The organism is Achromobacter sp. 413638 (assembly GCF_043119405.1).
In the GTDB taxonomy this organism is placed as follows: Bacteria; Pseudomonadota; Gammaproteobacteria; order Burkholderiales; family Burkholderiaceae_B; genus Achromobacter.
In genome coordinates, this window is sequence record NZ_JBICCO010000015.1 from 37,470 (window position 1) to 57,118 (window position 19,649).

Annotated in this window: 5 protein-coding genes; all 5 read right to left on the reverse strand. The window is 68.9% G+C overall.

Annotated elements, in window-relative coordinates; genetic code table 11:
* Positions 1–109: 109 nt before the first annotated feature.
* Positions 110–12,442: a filamentous haemagglutinin family protein gene (locus tag ACEU5R_RS08775; RefSeq protein WP_392409866.1), complete on the reverse strand. Its 12,333-nt coding sequence runs from the start codon at positions 12,440–12,442 to the stop codon at positions 110–112.
* 301 nt (positions 12,443–12,743) lie between these two features.
* Positions 12,744–13,958 carry a substrate-binding domain-containing protein gene (locus ACEU5R_RS08780; protein ID WP_392409868.1) on the reverse strand — a complete coding sequence of 405 codons (1,215 nt, stop codon included), beginning with the start codon at positions 13,956–13,958 and terminating at the stop codon, positions 12,744–12,746.
* Positions 13,959–14,147: 189 nt separating this feature from the next.
* On the reverse strand, positions 14,148–15,353 hold the full coding sequence (gene gspF, locus ACEU5R_RS08785; protein ID WP_103274462.1) for a type II secretion system inner membrane protein GspF: 1,206 nt from the start codon (positions 15,351–15,353) through the stop codon (positions 14,148–14,150).
* Positions 15,354–15,363: 10 nt separating this feature from the next.
* Complete coding sequence (gene gspE, locus ACEU5R_RS08790; protein ID WP_392409869.1) at positions 15,364–16,815, reverse strand: type II secretion system ATPase GspE; 1,452 nt, start codon at positions 16,813–16,815, stop codon at positions 15,364–15,366.
* Positions 16,812–19,631 (reverse strand): type II secretion system secretin GspD, encoded by a 2,820-nt coding sequence (gene gspD, locus ACEU5R_RS08795; protein ID WP_392409870.1) that lies wholly within the window; start codon positions 19,629–19,631, stop codon positions 16,812–16,814. The genes gspE and gspD overlap by 4 nt, the downstream gene beginning before the upstream one ends.
* Positions 19,632–19,649 lie beyond the last annotated feature (18 nt).

Here is a 19,649-nt window from a genome sequence, read left to right on the forward strand (position 1 = left end):
GCCCATGCCGCGTCCGGCGGGCCGGGAGCCGGCCGGACGCGGTGGCGATCGGTGAACAGGCAATGTAGTAATGGCGTATGACTGCCGCGTGACAGGAACGGCGCCCGCTTCAGCCTCCCGACAGCCTGCGCCGTTCGGCGTCCGTGAGCCTTGCCCGCTGCGCTTCCGGGATGTCGCCGTTGCCCAGCATCTGGAAGACGCTGCGCGGGTCGTAGCCGCTGGCGCTGCCGTCGCGCCGTGGCGGCTGTCCGGCGGGCGCCGCGCCCTCCCCGGTCGCTCCGGACGCCGGCTCGTTGCCGTAGCCCAGGATCTGCACCGAGATGATGGACGGCAGGTTCTGGCGCGCGGATGCCTGCTGTTGCCGCGTCATATCCTGTGCGCTTTGCGTGGCCGACGACGCGGCCGAGCTGGCCGAGGTCAGCGCGCCGGTGTTCACCGTCGCCGTCGCCGGGATGCCCTTGGATTCGCCCTGGGCCTGGATGTTGGCGGCATTGACCACGTGCAGCGCGGCGATGTTGATATTGCCCGATACGCGGATGCCGGCCTCGCCCGGATCCACCGTGCCCAGCGGCGCGACCAGGTCGACGTCGCCCTTGGGCACTTCCGGGATCGGATTCAGCGTGCTGATGCCGGCGCCGGTGCTGGGCACCGTCGGCGACAGGCTGACGTTGCCCACGGCGTCGTACAGCCGGCGCTGCGGCGTGTAGACCACTGTGCTCTTGGCGCCTCGGCCGCTGTTGATGTCGCCTTCCGCCGACCAGCCCATGATGTGGCCGCCGAACGTGGTCATGACCCGGCTCTGCCCCAGCAGGATGCTGCCCTTGGCGTACATCTGGATGTCGCCCGCGCCCTGCGTCACCACGCCGGCGGTCGACGGCGGCGCCATCCCTTCCACGCCGAAGATCATCTTGCCGCCCGGCGCCAGCAGGTGGATCGGACCGCCGAACAGCGTCTGGATGCCGGAGCCGCCGAACAGGGTGATGTCGCCCTGGTAGCGGATCGGGCGGCCCTGCGCGTCGGCTTCGGGGAACAGCGAGGCGATGGCCTGCCGGCCGCGCACGTAGCTGCCGGGGCGCGGCCCCGCCGCGTCGTTGTACTCGCGCCCGCCCTGGGTCAGCTCGGCGTAATAGACCTGGCGCAGGAAGATGCGCTGCTGCTCCGGCGGCAGCGCGTCGAAGTAGGCGCGCGCCTGGTCGGCCGGGCCGTCGTAGCCTTGGAACGCGCGCAGCCAGTCGGCCAGTTCGCGCTCGTAGGTCTTGATGGCCTTGCCTGGCTGGCTGGCCAGGGTCTGGCCGGGGTCGGCGCGATTGGCGGGGTCGAGATAGCGCCGGGCGAAGGCGGTGTAGTCGCCCTCGCCGCCGACGCTGACGACGATGCCGGCGCCGCCCTTGCCGGTGGCGGGCTTGCCGTCGATCAGGCCGACGCTGCCCAGGCGGCCCCTGTCTTCCTGTGTCAGGTTGCGGCCGGCGATGATCTCCAGCCAGCCCGGCCCGGCAATATCGACATTGGCGTAGAGAATGTCGCGGCCGGCGGCGATCCGGGAAACGTCGTTGGGTCGCTGGTTGAGGATCAGGCCCTTGAGGTTGACGATGTCGCGGCCAGCCTGGATCCAAGCCGGACGGGCGGCGCGATACTGATTGCCATCGATGGAAGTCACCAGGCTGCCTGTCTGCAGGCCAACGATGTCCATGCCCGCGTAGTAGCGGGCGATGCCGGCGTCGGACTGCGGCGCCCGTCCTGCCGCCGTGTCGAGCCCGAAAGCGAACAAGGCGCCGGGAGGCGCGATGGCGTTGGTCTTCCGGATGGCCGACCCGCCGACATTCCATTCGACGAGATAGGCGGGCCGGTCCGGCGTCGGCATGACGGCGGGGGCCGCGCCCGACATTTCTGTCGGCATGCCGCCAGCGTTGAGCGAACGGGCGGCGAACAGTTCCACCCGGCCGTTGGGGCCCGGCGCGAAGGTCCACGCCGCGCCGGCCGTATCCTTCCGGGGAGCGTAGTAGATGCTGCCGGCCGATGCGACCGCACTGAAGCGGGACGGATAGAGAAAACTCTCGCCCATCAACCCGCTGTTGAACATCAATGGAAATGCGTTGGTGCCGTCGACATGCTGAGTCGAGATCGGCGTCAGCGATCCGCCGGCGGCATGAAGGTCGATGCTCGTGCGATCGGTCCACAAGCTGAACCAGCTCTGCGCGCCGCCGCCGATTTCCGGGCCGCCGCTGATGAGGCGCGTACCGCCAAGAGGCCGGTTGCGGCCGGCGTCGCCGACGCCACCCAGCACCAGATCGCTGTTCGTTGACAGGCGCGCCGTGGCGTCCCCCGGCACAATGACTATGCCCCCCGAGGGCAGGCCCAGCGTCGGTGAATCCGTATTCATGGGCCGCGAATCCGACGGATCGGGCACCATCCGCATGGGATCCACACGCCCGATGCTACGTGCAGACACGTCCAGAGCGCCGCGCAGGTTCGTCAGCACGCCGTTCATGTCGCTCGTGACCCCGCCATTGACGGCGCCGGCGGCATCGTAGCTGGACGTCGCCACGGGATTCAACGCGCCGTTCACCTTCAGGCTGAGGTCTCCCCCGCCCGTCGTGACGCGGGCGCCGTCCGGCGTGATCCGTCCCGTGCTTCCCACCGCCAGCACCAGGCCGTCGCTATAAGGGAAACGGAAGGAGGATGTGCTGCCGGGCTTTCTCTGGATTCCCGCATCGCCGCCCACCGCGACATCAACATTGCCGCCGCCCAGCGCGCCAATGCCGGTGAAGCCTTCTATCGTGACGCCCGGCTGGCGAATGGAAGAATAGAACGCGGTCGGCACATACGTGCCGAAATTGATCCACCACGCGGTGCGCTGCCCCAGGTCCTCGCCGCCCTGCCGCCACAGCCAGGTACCCGTGTAGCCTCCGCTCATCCAGCCCGATCCGCGCTTGTCGGACAGCTCCGGCCCGCTGGCGATGCCCCGGGTGGCGGCACGCATATTGCCCTGCACGCCGATATAGACGTTGCCGCCCTGCTCCGGGTACCAGGCGGCGTACTGACCGCCCGTCACCAGCGGTTCGTAGCGGGCCGACCCCGCGCCCAGGACGGACTCGCGGCCATTCGCCAGGGACTGGTCCGGATCGCTGGCCCGCCTCAGGTTGTAGGCGTCCTGCCCCAGGGCATTGAGGACGGGGTTGCCATTGTGATCCCGCACGGGGCCGGACTGCGTGCCTGCCGTATAGATGCCGTAGAACGAGGTCTGGCGGAAGTCGCCGCCGGACAGGATGTCCAGGTCGCCCTTCCCGGTTCGGATAACACTGAAAATGGGCGATTCGCCCAGCCGTCCTCCCGACAGGTCCTGCTGATAATGCAGATCCGCCAGCCGGACCTGGCCGCCTCCGGCCAGCTGCATGGACGGCAGCAAGGCGCGCGTGTCGGCCGACGCCAGATCCGCGCCGCCGGCCAGCCGAAGGCTCCACGACTCGGTACCGGCGGGCAACATGGGCGCGACGGCCCAGATGCGGCCCTGCTTGCCATTGGCGTCCAGATCGCGCAGGGGCACGCTGCTGCCGGCAAAGCGCAACGTCGAACCCGATGGCAGATAGGAACCCGGCGCCAGGGTCAGGTTGCTCGACAGCGCAGGCTGCATGTCGAAGATGCCCAGCGACGTGCCCTTGGGCAGGGTGAAAGGCGCCACCGTAATGCTCTGGTCAGCCATGAAGCCGGCGGCCAGCGTGGTTCCCGGCTCCAGCAGCAGGTTGGCGGCGACGATGGTACCCGCGGGGTAGACCGTGCCGTCGGGCGTGGTGACCGCGCCGCCCAGCACCGTGCCAGCGCGCAGGTTGAAATAACTCTCGAGTTGGACCTCGGTCGGCATGCGCACGCGGGCCTTGATGACGCTGGAGCGCAGCGGCGCGTCGAAGTTCAGCGATTCTCCCTCGACATTGGGAAACGTCGTGGTGACGCCAGCCGCGGCGCCTCGCAGGGTGATGCTCTTGGGCACGATGATGCTCTGCTGCCACAGATCCACGCCGTTCGGATTGTTCGTCGCCAGCCGGCCCACCAGCCTCCATGCGCGGCTGTCTTCATCCGTGCTCAGGGGCGGTGCGAAACCGTCGTTGATGCTGCCGTAGACATTGAGATTGCCCTTGGCCCGTATCAACAGGACGCCGGGCTCGCCCATGCCGCGCCGGGCCGGGTTGGACGGATCCGCGCCCGGACCATAGCGATAGCCGGACAGGTCCAGGTCCCCGCTGATCGTCAGGTCGCCGTCGGCCGTCGCGCTGCTGATTTCCACGCCGGGACGAAGACGGTACGGTCCCAGGGCGGCAAGCCGGCCGGACAGCGCGGCGTTGTTCAACGCCCCGTTCATGTATGTCGTATTGTCCCGGTGGATACGATCGAGATAGGCCTGGGTGATCTGCTGGGGTCGCCTGCCGTTGACATCGGGCACGCCGGCGGCCGGCGCATCGATGTAGGTGGCGTAGTCGAACGCATTGACCGCCACGCGCATCGCGCCCACGATGCGGGGCGCGCCCAGCACGTCCAAGGCGACGTCGTTGGCGCCGATGCGGGAGGCGTTCAAATCGACGGTGCCGCGGGCGCGGCCGTCGTTCCTGCCAGGGCCTGTCCCCGCGGGTGCCGCGGTGCCGGCGCGAAGGTCCATTTCCGCGCCCGCCGCCAGGATCAGCCGTCCCTTGCGCGACGTCAGATCGATCACGGCGCGGTTCGGGCTGTCGATGATGGCGCCGGCGCTGTCGACGCGCAGCCGCGTTCCGTGCGCATCAAGCAGCCCGTTGAGCACCAGATCGTTCATGGCCGCGAGCCGGATGCTGCCCACCTGTGCGCCGCTGGCGTCGATCTTGCCATTGATGCGCAGGCTGCCGCCGTCGGCGGCGATGACGACGTGCCGGGCGCGGACTTCGTCGCCGACCGTCAGGTCCCCGATCCTGGTCTGGAAACTGCGGGATCCGGTGACGCCGGTCTGGGTGAGGCGGCGATTCAGACCGCCGAAATCCTCGATGGATTGCCCTTTCAGCTGGATGCCGCCGTTTTCGAAGGGCACATAGGTGCCGCCGGCATCGTATTCGCCGCTGGCGCTGCCCAGCAGTTGGCCTCGCAGCGCGATCAGGCCAGCCGTCGCGCCCATGGCCGACGCGCGCAGGCTGCCTGCGTGGTTATAGGCGGCGGAAACGTCCACGACCGATCCGGCCGACTGAATTATGTTGCCCGACTTGCTTTCCAGCTCGACATCGCCGCCCCAGCTGTAACGGGTCTGGTCGAACAGCGTCGTGCCGCGCCCGGCCATGTCGATGCGCGCGCCGTCGCCCAGCGTGATGTCCCGTTCGGCCCGCACGCTCAATTTGCCGCTGGGCAAGGCGATGGCGCTGTCCAGCGTGACGCTGTCCGCGACCAGGTACAACGATCCGCCGATGGCCGCGGCGCCGACCGCCTGTCCCGCACCCGACAGGCGCAGCGCGCCGCCGGCCGTGATGCGGGACACGGACGCGGCTTCGCCTGTCAGCAGCGGCGTGCGCAGCACCAGGTCGCCGCCCGAATAGGAAAACGCGCCGTTCGAGTAACTCCCGCGAGACTGATAGACGCCCACACTGCCTTCACCGTTCGCGGAAATGCGTTCCGTCGCGTCCAGAGTCACCTGGGAGAAACCCAGCGCGAGGCGTTTCATGTTCAGATGCGGCGTCAACGGCGTTCCGTTGGCATCGCCCAGCATGATGCGGCGGGCGCGCAGATCCAGACGACCGAGTCCGGTGCCGGCCCCGCCGGCAACGATGTCCCCCGCGGGCGCATCCGCCACGCCGTTCCAAACCAGCGTGTCGGTGCTCACGCTCGCGACATCGCCGGCCGCGCCCAGTCCATACATGGCAGGCGTATTGAACACCAGTTGCTGCAGGCTGGATTTTCCGGTGGTGGGATTCAGCGTGCTCAGATTCACCGAACCGAAGAAATTGACCGAGTTCTTCATCGAGAAAATGACGCGCTCCAACGCCGGCGCGCCCATTTCCCGATCGCCGATCAACAGGCGGCTCAACAGGGTCTGCGACAGTCGCAACCCCGGCGGCAGCACGCCGCGCGCGGCAGCGTCGGCCAGCGCCGCCTCGTTGCCCACGTTCAGGCTGTTCGCCGCCAGCACCAGATTGCGCGTGCCGTAGCGCAGCGCATCGTGGACGATCAGGTTGCTGGTGCCGATGGCGATCGTGCCGTCCGAATAGAGACGTGCGGGCGCCGCGCAAGTCGCGACGGCGCAGTCCGCGCCCAGTTCGATCCCCGCATCCTGACTGCTGACGCCATTGGCGAAATCCAGCCAGCCGTTGGACACCGCCAGCACATTCACGCTGCTGTCGGATTGGCCGTAGCGATAGCCGTTGCGCGAGTCGTAGGGCGCGGCGCCCATGCCCAGCGTATTGATGATGGCTCCGCGCTCCACCACGATCGATTTGGTGTCCGATGTCATCAGCAGGACTTCGGGAGCTCGCAGCAGCGCTCCGCTGCGCAGGTAGATATCGTCGCCGCGCACGTCGAATCTCAACCGGTCCGGGCTGATCGAGGATTGAGCGGTCGAGCCTCCGATGGATATGCGATCGGCGCCCAAGGCGTTGATATCGGCCGCTCGGACCGAGGCGCCCAGGAATCCGGGCGTGGCGCCGTCCTTCACGATTTCCAGCGGCTGGTCCGCACGCACGATTACCTGGCCGCCATAGCCCTGCGCGCCTCGGTTGGCGCGCATCGCGCCTTCGAATCGGAACGCCGTCGCGCCTGCGCTGTCCGCGTCCGAGAGGAATCGCAGTTCGAGCGCAGAGACATCCTGAGGCGACCACGCACGCGGCAGCCCCTTGCGCGTCGCGTCCGCCAAGACGTAGGCCTGGTAGTCCATCTCGTTGTATTGCGCGTGCCGGCGCAACACGTCGCCCGGCGTGATCAGCGCCTGACGGGGCCAGCCGTCGCCGGTGCCCGTGCCGGCCAGCCCGCGCGTCGCCGTCACCGTCCAGGATCCGCCGCGCAGGCCGGCAGGCGCGAACGGCTGCGCATTCGCCCCAACCTCGACGCGGAAAGCGCCGGGCAGGAGCGCGTAGTACGCGGGGAGCAGCGTATAGGTGCCCGCCGCCAGACCGGGCACGCCCGCGCCGATGGTGATGGTTTCTCCGGGCAATGGCCGGGATCCCGCGTAGCCGGCGGAGGCATCCCTCGGCGCCAGCGGCGCATACCGGTCGGGCAACCCTGGCAGGATGGCATAGACCGGGCGGGCGTCCAGCGTCGGCAGTTCGAATTGGCCCGATGGCGGGTCGAACCGGGGCAGCGGGTGGAACATGGGATCCGTGGAGCCGCCTCGTCCGCTGACGAATGCCGCGCCGGCCAGCGTGCCGCCGCCGGAAACATCGATCACCGCGCCCGGATCCACGCTGAACGAGCGGCCCGTAAGCACCACGCCGTGTTCCATGTTGCCGATGCGGTTCTTGCCCCCCACCGAGCCAAGCTCGACGGTCGCGCCGTTGTACAGGTAGCTCAATCCGTCGACCGTGCCGCCATAGGGTATCGTCGCGCCCCTGGCGCTGACGGACGTCAGGCTGCCCGGCAGCAGCCGCACGCTGCGATTGATGTTGGCGCCGGTCGAGCCCAGTTGTATCGCGCCCAGCGGCGCATACAGGACGCCGCCCTGCTCCACCGTCGGCGCCATGAGCGCCAGCCTGCCGAACGCCGACAGCGGCGTGACGGCGGACAGGGACCCGTCCACGCGTTGCACTCGCAATGCGCGCTCCGGGTCAAAGGTATTCGCATCCCTGACGCCGGCCACCGCGAGGCCGGCGGAACCCGTCGCGGGATAGATGCGCTGCGCCGCCAACAACAGGTCGCCGCTGGCGAGCATGGCGCCGGCCGAGGGAAAGCCGCCGAATGGCAGCGAAGCCGGGGTGGCCGCCGTCGAGGACAGAAAACGCAGATCGCCCCGGCTGCGTAGTTCGACCAGGCCGTAGCCACGGCGGTCCACGGTTTGTGTCATGCCGCCATTGAGCGTGACCGCGCCCTGGATGCCCGTGCGGACGAAATCGCGGATGTCGATATGGTCTGCTTCAACGCCGAGCCGCGCGGCGTCTCCTTGCCCTGACGCCCGCCATTCTTCCAACGAGGCGAATACCGGCAGAGGCGGCGTCGACGGGGGAAGCAGACTGGTGCGTCCGCTCAGCAGCACGTAGGGCGCCGCGAGGCGCACCGTGGCGCCGGCCCGCGTATTGCCGAGCGCGCCTTCATACAGGTTGATGGCCCGGCGCAAGCCCAGATCCACATTGCCATCGAAAGTGACGAGGTCCCGCGCCATCAGCGACACTTCATCGAAGCCGCCGGCCAGGATCTGATCGACGCCGATGCGGCCCTGGCCATAGCTCAGCGTGACCGAATCCGGCCGCGCGCCGACGGGCAGCAGGCTGGCCCGGCTGGCTTGGGCGACCACCAGCTCCCTGGGGCGGATCATTTCATCTGGCGTACCTGCGTCATAGAGTGGCGTTTCCAAGCGAAGCGAGAGCTTGCCGCCCGGCGCATCCGGCGTGCCGCCCGCGGCCCGCATGTCGCCGTCGAGATAGAGCCCTGCCGTCGCGGACAGCGCGATTTCTCCGCCCTTGCCTCCGATGCGCGTGCGAACGGCCGCCGCGCCCGGCATCGGGACATCGACATCCATGCGCGTTCCCGACGCGTCCAGCACCGCCCCAGGGCGGATCACGACGAATTCACCGTCCAGCGCGATGCGTCCGCCGTCCCGCTGCAGGCCGTATTGGCGTCCCGCCGTGTCTATCCCGGTCGCCGAGATGCCCGCGACATCCAGCCGCGCCTGCCCGTCCAGCCAGATCGAATTTGACAGTCCGCCCTTCTGCAGCTGGATGCCGACAACCGGGTCCGCCCCTCGCGCCGCCTCGATACGGCCGCCCGGCGCGCGCAGGGTTCCGCTGATGCGCAACATGCCGCGCGACTGCAACTGGATCACCTGGCCGGGGTCCACCTCGACCAGCGCGCCCGCGCCGATGCGCAGGCCGCCTTCGGGCTTGGGCTGGTACGGCGCGAAGGCGCTCAGGGACAGGCTGGCGCCCAGGCGCTGGGACATGCGTCCCGCGAGCGGATCCTCCTGGAACACGGGAGGCGTCCACAGTTCCAGCGCGTCGGCCACGCTGGAAGCACCGGCGTCAGGGTTGACTGAACGCGGACGATAAACCGGCATGACGGGGCGGACCATGGCGCCATCGGCGATCTCCAGGCCGGCATTGCCGTTGATCTCATAGCGCGAGAATCCCTGCGCGAACAGACTTTCGGACAATACGATGACGCCAGGCTGCGCCGCGCCCGCACCGCCGATCCGCACCTTGTCGCTGGACAGCCTGAAGGTGCCGCCACCCGTCACGCCATAGGCATGGGCCGTGCCATCGAACGTGACGCCGACGCGACCGGGCGCGGGCGCGCTGCCATCCGGGGAAAGAGCCAACTCCACTCTGACGTCGCCGCCCCGGCCGCCGATCAATTTGCCGGATGCGGCGATTGCGGCGCCGGAATCCGCATTCAGCACGCTGCCTTTCCCGACCCGCACGTCCTCGGTGCCACGCAATACGATCTGTCCGCCGTTGCGATATGCCAGGTCGCCGGCTGTCGCGGGATCGCGCCTTGCGTTGACCCACGCGCCGCTGACGTCGAGCAGTACGCCCGGCGCAACGATCAGGCGGGCCGACGCGTTGGCGACCGCTGGAATCATGGCATCCCGATCGATGCCTTCGTACACATTGCCCGCCGCGATGCGACCGCTACGCGCGCTCAGGTCCGACGCAATCGACACGTCAGGCGCATACAGCTCTATCTGGCCGCCATTCGCCACGCGCAGGCGGCTTTTCACCGACACGGACTCCGACGCGACGGCGGTGATCTGCCCCAGACCGATACCGTTCAGCCTGCCGGCGTCCAGGGAAATGCGGCCGTTTCCAAGCGCTGGCAAGGGATCGTCCAGGTTGACTGCCGGCGCGCCGGATGGCTGTCCGTCCTGGATAGAGATACTTCCCGTCGTGGCATACAGATCGTAGCCCCAGCGCACCTTGCCGTTCTGTTCGAAGCTCTTGGCCTGGTATCCGCCGATGACCAGCTGGCCTGCCAGTGACCGGGCCAACTGCGATTGCCGGTAGCCCGTTTGCTGGCGCACGCCGGCGTCGATGTTCTGTCTGGCCTGCGTTTGATAGACGCCTTGAAACGCCTCGCCGATGATGTCGCCATCGAGAACGGCGGTTTTCGTCGATACGACCAGCTGACCGGCGTCGCGGCCGGCGGTATAGCCTTCTTCGTAGCGCTGGCGCGGCCCGATCAGCGGGTTGTGGAAATAGCGCGTGCCCTTGTCGCCCCAACGCGCATGGACATCCTCGAAGCCCTTGTACAAGCCCTTGTACAGCAGATCTCCCGGCGCACGCGATATTTCGTACAGCCGGCCGTCCTCGCCGCGCAGCCAGCTTTGCCTGAGATAGCCGCTCTGCACGTCCAGCGTGCCGCCGGAGATGTTGATCTGGGAGCCGGCGCGACTCACCAGCTCGCCGCCCGCCACGGTGACGATGCCGCCCACCGCCGCCCATTCGCCGACGCCATGCTCGGTGGTGCCCAGATAGCCGCCCACTTCCAGCAGGCCTCCCGGCGTATACCAGCGCTCCCGCTCGTAGCCGTTGACGCCCTTGGCGATCTGGATCAGCGTGCGCCTGTCCACCCAGACATCGGTGTTGTTCAGTGTCTTGCCGTCCCGGCTGACCGGCGCATCGCGCTGTTCGTTGCCCTGGATATTGACTTTGACGTTGTTCGACTCCATGGCGAGCTTGACGCCGACCGCGCCGGCCACGTCCAGGACCGCGCCGTTTTCCAGCAGGGTGCGCCGCGCGGCGGACACCGCGATCTGGCCGCCGGTCGCCAGGGCCATCGCGCCGCCTTCCACCTGCACCGTTCCGCCGCTGGTCACCTCGATGCGCGACTGGTCGCGCCGGTCCGGCACGGAGCTAAGATGATCGAACGCCTGTCCCGCCGCGCGATAGCCGTCTGCCGCGCTTGCCGGAAGCAGCAAGGCATCGCGCTGGGCATCCAGCGCGCGCCCACCGTCGGCCTCAAGCAGAATTGCCGTGGCCGAATCGCGGCCCAGCACGATCTTGCCGCCGGTATCGCTGGCCGAGTTGAGCAGATGCACCGTGCCGCGCGTCGTTACCGTGGTGCTGGATACCGCGACGCCCAGCTGGCGCACGTCATGGCCCGTCAGCGTCACGTCTCCGGTCGGCGCCTGGATCAATCCCGTATTCGCCACCAGCCCTGCTTCACTGTCGGCCCTGCGGCGCGCGGACACCTCGTTGCCACGGGTCGTCGATATGCTGTTGGCGTCGGACGCCAGTCCCTTGCGGATGATGAAGCTGTCTCCGGCGGCCAGCAGCGTCTGGCCGCCCGGCGTCGTGATCTGACCGGCATTGTGCGTCTCCCGCCCCAGGAGCAGCACGTAGCCGCCGCCCTGGGTAACCGACTCGGGCTTGCCCGTCTGTATGCGCGCGCCTGCTTCCACGCGCACGTCGCCCGTCGCCTTGCTGAACGTCGCGGCGTCGCCGGCGCCGGCCAGATCGTTGCCGAAGGCCGGCGTCATCCGCTCCTGGACCCCGCTGTCCACCTTCGCGCTGTAGATGCCCTGCCTGAACTGCGCATCGCTCATGCCCACCGCGGCGGCGACCAGATTGCGGGTATTGACCTGGCTGGTGCCGCTGAACACGATGCCGTTCCGATTCACGACCATGACCGTGCCAGCCGCGTCGATCTGCCCCTGGATCTGGCTGGGGCGGGCCTTGGGATCGTTCACCCGATTCAACACCGCCCAGGACGCTTCCTGTTTGAAGGCCACCGTCGTCTGGCGGCCGACGTTGAAGGTCTCCCAGTTCAGGATGGCGCGCTCGCCGGTCTGTTCCACCGTGACGACGGTCCGGCCATTCACCTGAGCCTGCGACTTGTCGGTCAGCGCCTTGGCGTTCTCCCAACCCGCCGTCAGCGGATTGCGGTCCACCTTCAGTCCGCCTTCCGCCATTCCGTCAGGCACCGCCGACGCACCGTTGAGCGCGGCCTGGCGCGCGGCGCCCTGGGCAGATTGCTGGGCCGCGATCATGGCGGCTGTGCGGTTCAGGTTGACCAGCGACCGTTGCAGCTGCTCCTGCGAGCGCTGTTGCTCTCGTTGCGCGTTCGGTATTCCGGCAATGCCGCCGCCCGGCAGCCGGCCCGTGGCCGCCGCCTGCGCCTGGGTGGCGCGCTTGTCGGCGAACCAGCCGGGGCTGAAGGCCGGTCCCGCCGCCGCCGCCGATCCGGCCGTCATGGCCAGCGCCATCGCGTGCACGACCGGCGCAAGCCGGAACTTCGCCACGCCCTGCCCCTGGTTTTTTCCCTTTCGCCCTGCCCTCAAGCCCACGCGTCGATTCATGCCGTATCTCTAGTGTGAAATGCCGCCGCCCGTCGGGCGGCCTTGCCTAGTCCCATTCATACCGGCCGCGCGCATGCTGACGCCGCGCTGACCGCTACAGCTACTCGCATGATGTGTAATTCAGATGACAGCGCCGGGAAAAAAGGTGTGGAGTGCCGTAACAAGTTGCGGAGCCGCGTTCGCGCGGAACGCCCCTGCAAGGTCCATGAAAAAAGACGGCGCACCCCGCGATACTCGCGGAATGCGCCGTCCACACTGCTGCTATCTCGACCTGCCTACAGCTGCTGGAGCCCTCGCCCCATTAGCCGCGGCCAGCGTAGCTGCCGCAAACCGTCGTGTTGCCGATGTTCAGGTTCTTGGCATCGCCCGTCACGAAGGTGTTGAGGATCGCGTCGCGCGTATCCTGGCTCAGCGCGACCAGCAGGTGGTCGCCCGGCAGCAGGTTGCCGGCGTCGTAGTGCTTCGTCAGGAAGTCCTTGACGTCGTTGGCGACAGCAGCGCTGGTGTAGCACTGGCTCAGCACCAGGTTGGTGGGGCCGGCGATCGGATAACCCTTGGTCGGGTTGACCGACGCACGGATCCAGTTGAACGGGTTGCCGGCGTTGTTCACGTCGTTCCAGCCAGTCGCGGCCGGATTCGTGACGGTGGGAGCCGAGCCCGGCAGGCCGCCGGAACCCGAGTTCTGCAGCGCCAGGTTGACGTCGTCGGCGGTCGGGCTGTAGACGACATTGTCATTCGAGTTGCGCAGATTGGCCTGCTTCAGCGTGCCGGTGTAGGCCGGATCGGGGCTGAGGTAGGTGATGGCGGAAGTCTGGCCGCCGATCACGGTCGCCACGCCGCCGCTGCCGTTGGCCGGCAGGAAGGTGGCGGGCGGGGTGTTCGACGGGAATTCCTGGGCGAAGGTGCTCTTGCCCGAGAAGGCCACGTTCGAATCGGCGCCGCACACGGCTTGCAGATGGCGGGTCAGCAGTTCGGTGGTGCCGCTGCTGTCGCTGCGGTACACGACCTTGAAGTCGTTCAGATTGGCGGGGACGGTCACGCCGACCTGGCTCCACTTGGTGAACTTGCCCGAGAAGATGCCGCAGACCTGGGCCTTGTTCAGCGTGATGACGCCCGTCGGACCCTTGTAGGAAACCGTCACCGGGGTGGCGACCGAGGGAATCTGGATCAGCGGACCGTGGCCCACCGGGTTGCCGATCTTGCCCAGGCCGGTCGTCAGGTAGTCGTTGATCTGCGTTTGCGTCAGGATGGAATCGCTGCCGATCCAGTGCACCACACCCGAGCTGCCGAAGCCGGTGGCGTTGTTCGTCAGGAAAGCGGTCTTGCCCGCGCCGCTGCCCACGCCCTTGTAAGGCTTGAAGCTCGCTTCGGGGAAGTTGGTGATTTCGTCGTTGTACAGCTTCTCGGGCAGCGTGGCGCCGCCGGAAACCACGACCTGCTGCGCCAGCGCGGCGCCCGACAGGGCCATCAGGCCGGCCGCCGACAGAACGGCGACCAGGGAATTGCGGTTGAACATGTCTTGCTCCTTGCACTCGTTTCGGAGAGAACTGCCAGTGGAGAAAAGAACGGATGGACCCAAGAACGCACCCTGCGGCTACGGAGAGAAAAGCCTGCCTGACGCGTTGAAGTCATGATGCGCAAGGGAGGTGACAGGGCCGGGAAAAAAGGTGTGGAGTCGGGTAAGAATGTGGGGATAAGCCCGCCCTCACCCCACCATCTGATTGATCTCCATGATCGGCAGCATCACCGCCAGCACGATCACCAGCACCACCGCGCCCATGGTCAGGATCATGATCGGCTCCAGCAAGGCCGTCATCGCCATCGCCCGCCGCTCGATATCCGACGACAGCGTCTGCGCCGCCCGGTCCAGCATGCGCGACAGCGTGCCGGTCTTCTCGCCGCTGGACACCAGATGGCACAACAGCGGCGGGAACACTTTCTGCTGCCGCAGCGCCGCGCCCAGGCCCGAACCGCCTTCGATGCGCGCAGTGGCGTCGAGCACGGCGCGGCGCAGGCATTCGTTGCCCAGCGTCTGGCGCGCCGCTTCCAGGCCGCGCAGCAGCGGCACGCCGGCGTCTGAGAGGATGGCCAGCGTGGACGCGAAGCGCGCGGTGTTCACGCCCAGCGCGAAGCGCCCGATCATCGGCAGTCGCAGCACGCGCGCGTGCCAGGCCAGCCGGGCGGCCTCGGCGCGCTGGGTCCAGCGCCACAGGCCGAACAGCAGGACCAGGACCAGCGCGTTCAGCGCGCCCCATTGGCGCACGTATTCGCTGGCGGCCAGCATCGCCTGGGTGATGAAGGGCAGCTCCTGCCGCGCCTGCGAGAAGGCGCTGACCACCTGCGGCACCACGTAGGCCAGCAGGAAGATGACGATGCAGATCGAGACGCAGCCGACGATGGCCGGATAGATGAAAGCGGTCAGCACCTTGGAGCGCAGCGCGTTGCGTTCCTCGATATAGTCGGCCAGCCGTTCCATGATGCGCGCCAGGTCGCCGGAGTCCTCGCCGGCCTTGATCAGCGCGCGATAGATGGGCGGAAAGTCGCGCGGGCGCGCGGACAGCGTATCGGAAAAGCGCTGGCCGCCGCGTACATCGGCGCGCACGGCGGTGAAGGTATCGGTGATGTGTTTTTTCTCGGCCTGTTCGACGGTGGCGGTCAGCGCGGCTTCCAGCGGCAGGCCAGCGGCCAGCAGGCTGGCGAGCTGGCGGGTGGCCCAGGCCAGGTCGCTGTCGGACAGCCTGGGGCCGAACAGCTCGATCTGGCCGCGCCTGGCGGCGGCCTCGCGCAGTTCCAGCGCGGTCAGGCCCTGCGCGCGCAGCTGGGCGCGCGCCGAGCGCGCCGAGTCGGCCACCAGCGTGCCGCGCTGGATGGCGCCCTGTGCGTCGGCGGCCTCGAAACGGAAATTCGCCATGGTCTCTCCCCTACCCGTCCCGCGTCACGCGGATGATTTCTTCCGGCGCGGTCTGGCCGTCGCGGACCCAGCGCTCGCCATCCTCGCGCATCAGCTTCATGCCGGTGCGTTGCGCGGCCAGGCGCAGCTGCTGTTCGCCCGCGCCTTCGTGGATCAGGCGGCGCTGCTCGTCGTCGATGACGTACAGCTCGTGGATGCCGGTGCGGCCGCGATAGCCGGTGTGGTTGCAGGCCGGACAGCCCACCGGCAGGAAATGGCCACCCTCGGGCGCGGGCCGCTTGCACTCCGGGCACAGTCGGCGCACCAGGCGCTGGGCCAGCACGCCCAGCAGCGACGAGGCCAGCAGGAAGGGCTCGACGCCCATGTCGGTCAGGCGGGTCAGCGCCGAGACCGAGTCGTTGGTATGCAGCGTGGCCAGCACCAGGTGGCCGGTGAGCGAAGCCTGCACCGCGATCTGGGCGGTCTCCAAATCGCGGATCTCGCCGATCATGATGACGTCGGGGTCTTGCCGCAGGATGGCGCGCAGCGCCACGGCGAAGCTCATGTCGATCTTGGCGTTGACCTGGATCTGGCTGATGCCTGGCAGGTCGTATTCCACCGGGTCTTCCACGGTCAGCACGTTGCTGGTGGCGGCGTCGATCTGGCCCAGCGCGGCGTACAGCGTGGTTGTCTTGCCGCTGCCGGTCGGGCCGGTCACGAGCACGATGCCGTGCGGCTGGTGCACCAGGCGGTCCAGTTCCGCCAGCACGCCGGGCGCCATGCCCAGGCGTTCAAGCTTGAGGCGCCCGGCTTCCTTGTCCAGCAGTCGCAGCACGGCGCGCTCGCCATGCCCGGTCGGCACGGTGGACACGCGGATGTCGATGGGCCGGCCGCCCACGCGCAACGCGATGCGGCCGTCCTGCGGCAGGCGTTTCTCGGCGATGTCCAGGTGGGCCATGATCTTGATGCGCGAGATCAGCGCCGAGTGCAGCGCCTTGCGCGGGCTGACCACGTCGCGCAGGCCGCCGTCGACGCGGTAGCGCACCACCGAATGCGTCTCGAACGGCTCGATGTGGATGTCGCTGGCGCCGTCGCGCGCGGCCTGGGTGAACAAGGCGTTGATCATGCGGATGACGGGCGCGTCGTCCTGGGCGTCGAGCAGGTCCGTGACTTCCGGCATCTCGTGCATCAGCCGGTCCAGGTCGACCTCGTTCTCGGCCGCGCCGACCACGGCGGCGGCATCGCCGGCGTCGGCGTAGGCCGCCGTCAGCAGGGACTCCAGTTCGGCGTCGGCGGCCTGGCGCAGCGGCACCGGGCCATGGCGGCGGCGCACTTCGGTGATGGCCCAGGAAGGCGTCAGCGGGCTGACGACCAGTTCGTCGCCATCACCCGCGCGGCGCAGCAAGGCCCGCTGCGCGCGCGCCCAGGCATAGGGCAGGCGCGTCCCGGCGCCTGGCGCGGCTTCGCCGGCGGGCGCGCTCATAGGCCCAGCACCATCTCGGGCTGGTAGCCCAGCTCGCGCAGCAGCTGCAACGCGGCGTCCACCGAGCGCTGGTCGCGCGGCACGCTGGCGCGCACCACGTAACTCTGCCCGCCCGGTCCGGACAGGGTGTAGGCCTTCAGGCCGCTGACCTGCACGCGCCGGGAGACCGCCGTCGCCTCGGCTTCCGTGGCCACGTCGGCGAACTGCAGCACGGTGTTCCTGGCATCCGGCTGACCGTAAAGCGCGGCGGGATCGCTGGCGACGGTCAGGCCGGCCGGCAGGCGCGTGCGCACCTCGGTGCGCTCATCGGCCGGGCTCTTGACGGCGGCCAGCTGCCTCGGCTCGGTCGTGCCCTGCGTGGCGGGTGGCTCCCGGCGCAGGGTCTGCTCCAGCGAACCGGCGCGGAAGTCATAGGGCTGCCCCGCCACCGGCACGCCGGCCGGCGGCAGCACCGGCGCCCGCATGTCGGGCAGCAGCGGATGGTCCGCCGGCTGCACCTGGCTCTGCACGCGCCGCATGTAGTTGTAGCGGCTCTGGGTCAGCCCCATGCCGCCAGCCGAATCGCGCACCACGTAGGGGCGCAGGAACACCATCAGGTTGGTCTTGCTGCGCCCGCGCGTGTCATAGCGGAACAGACTGCCCAGTACCGGGATGGAGCCCAGCACCGGCACCTGGTCCCGGCTGTTCGTGACGCTGTCTTCCAGCAGGCCGCCCAGCACCATGATCTGGCCGTCGTCCAACAGCACGCTGGTGTCCATGGCGCGCTTGTTGGTGACCAGCCCGGCCGCGACATCGGCCGTCCTGTCGATGCTGCTGACTTCCTGGTAGATGTCCAGCTTGACCGTGCCGCCCTCGGATATCTGCGGCCGGATGTTGAGCTTCAGGCCGATGTCCTCGCGCTGGATGGTCTGGAAGGGATTGCTGTTGGTGCTGCCGGGCGTGATGTACTGGCCGCTGACGAAGGGCACGGTCTTGCCCACCATGATGGAGGCCGGCTCGTTGTCCAGGGTCAGCAGGTTCGGCGTGGACAGCACGTTGCTGCCTCCCTTGGTCTGCATCGCGCGCGCCAGCACGCCCAGGTTGGCGACCTCGCCAACGCCGGGAATGTTGATGGTGCCCGAGATCACGCCGATGCTCAGGCCGCCCTTGGGCAAGGCCTGGATGGAATTCTTCCCGCCAGGCGTGAAGGTGTCCTTGCCGAAGTTCGCGCCGCCGAACACGCGGCCGCCGCCGGCCAGCCACTGAATGCCCAGCTCCGCGCCGTCGTTTTCCGTGATCTCCACGATCAGGCTTTCCACCAGCACCTGGGCGCGGCGCTGATCCAGCAGGTCGATCACCTTGCGCAGGCTGCGGTACATGGGCTCGGGCGCCGAGATGATCAGCGTGTTGGTGGTGGCGTCGGCGTTCACCGTGACGCCATTGGCCGAGAATGCGGAGCCGTCCTGCCCCTTGCGGCCGGTGGTGCCGGGTCCGAGCGCGTCCGTGCCCCGGCCGTTGTAGCCGCTACGGGCGCCGGCACCCGTGCCATTGTTCTGCCCGGCGCCGGAAGCGCTGGCGCCAGACGTATTCGCCTGCTGGCCGTTGGCATTGCCCGAGCTGTTGCCCAGGCCGCCGCCGAAGGCCCCGCCCGGCCCCAGCGCGGCGCGCGCGGCGGCATCGCCGCCAGCGCCGCCGCCGTCGCTCTCTCCGGTCAGGACGCCGCGCAGCACGCGGGCCAGATGCGTGGCCTGGGCGTTGCGCAGGTAGACCACGTGCAGGTTGTCCGGGTCCGTCTGCGAGCTGTCCAGCTGGCGGATCAGGTTGCGCGCCAGCTTGGCGCGGCCGGGGCTGCCAGAGCGCACGATGACGCTGTTGGCGCGCGGGTCGGCCACCACGACGACGCGCTGGCTCGGATCCTCGTTGCGCTGGGCGTCCAGCAATTCCGAGGCCATGCCTGCGATGTCCACGGCGATGCCCTGCCGCACCTTGACGACTTCGGTGACCAGCGACGAGGGATTGTCGATGCTGGCGATGATGCGGCCGATGCGGTCCAGGTTGTCGGCGTAGTCGGTGATGACCAGCGTGTTGTTGGCCGGATAGGCCGTGATGCTGTTGCTGGGCGCGATCATGGGGCGCAGCACCGGCACCAGCGCGGTCGCGTTCTCATAGCTCAGGCGGAAGGTCCGCGTGACCACGCCGCCGCCCGCCGGCGCGTCGGCGCTTTGCACCGGCCCGCCCTGCAGCTTGGCGTCGGCTTCCGGCATCACCCGGGTGCCGCCGGCCACGTCGACCGCCGCGTAGCCCTGCATGCGCAGCGCGCCCAGCAGCATGCCGTAGGCGGCGTCGGGCGCGACCGGCCCCTGCGACACCAGCGTCAGCGTGCCCTTGACGCGCGGGTCGACCAGGAACTGCTTGCCGGTGAACTTGGCCAGCACGCGCAGCACGGCGGGAATGTCGGCGTCGACGAAGTTCAGCAGCACACCGTCCTGCGCGGCGGCTGCGGGTTTGCCCGGCGGGACGTTGGCCGCCGGGGTATCGCTGGTCTTCTGCCCGGCGTCGGCCTGCGCCGACAGCGGCGCGGCGCGCTTGTCGCCGCCCACGGCGCGCGATGCCTGCGCGGTGCGCAAGGGCTGCGCCCGCGCGGCCTCGGGCGCCGGCGTCGCCCTGGCCTGCGCCGTGGGCGCCAGCGTCATGGCCAGCGGCGGCAAGCCATCCAGCCCCGTCTGCGGCGCGTCGGCGCGTCGGCCGCCGTCCGGCGTCGAGCAACCGGCAAGCGCGGCCAGTACGGCCATGCTCACGACCTTGCGCCGGGCCGTCGTGCGGGCGGCTTGCGGCAAGCGATACTGCGTCACTGT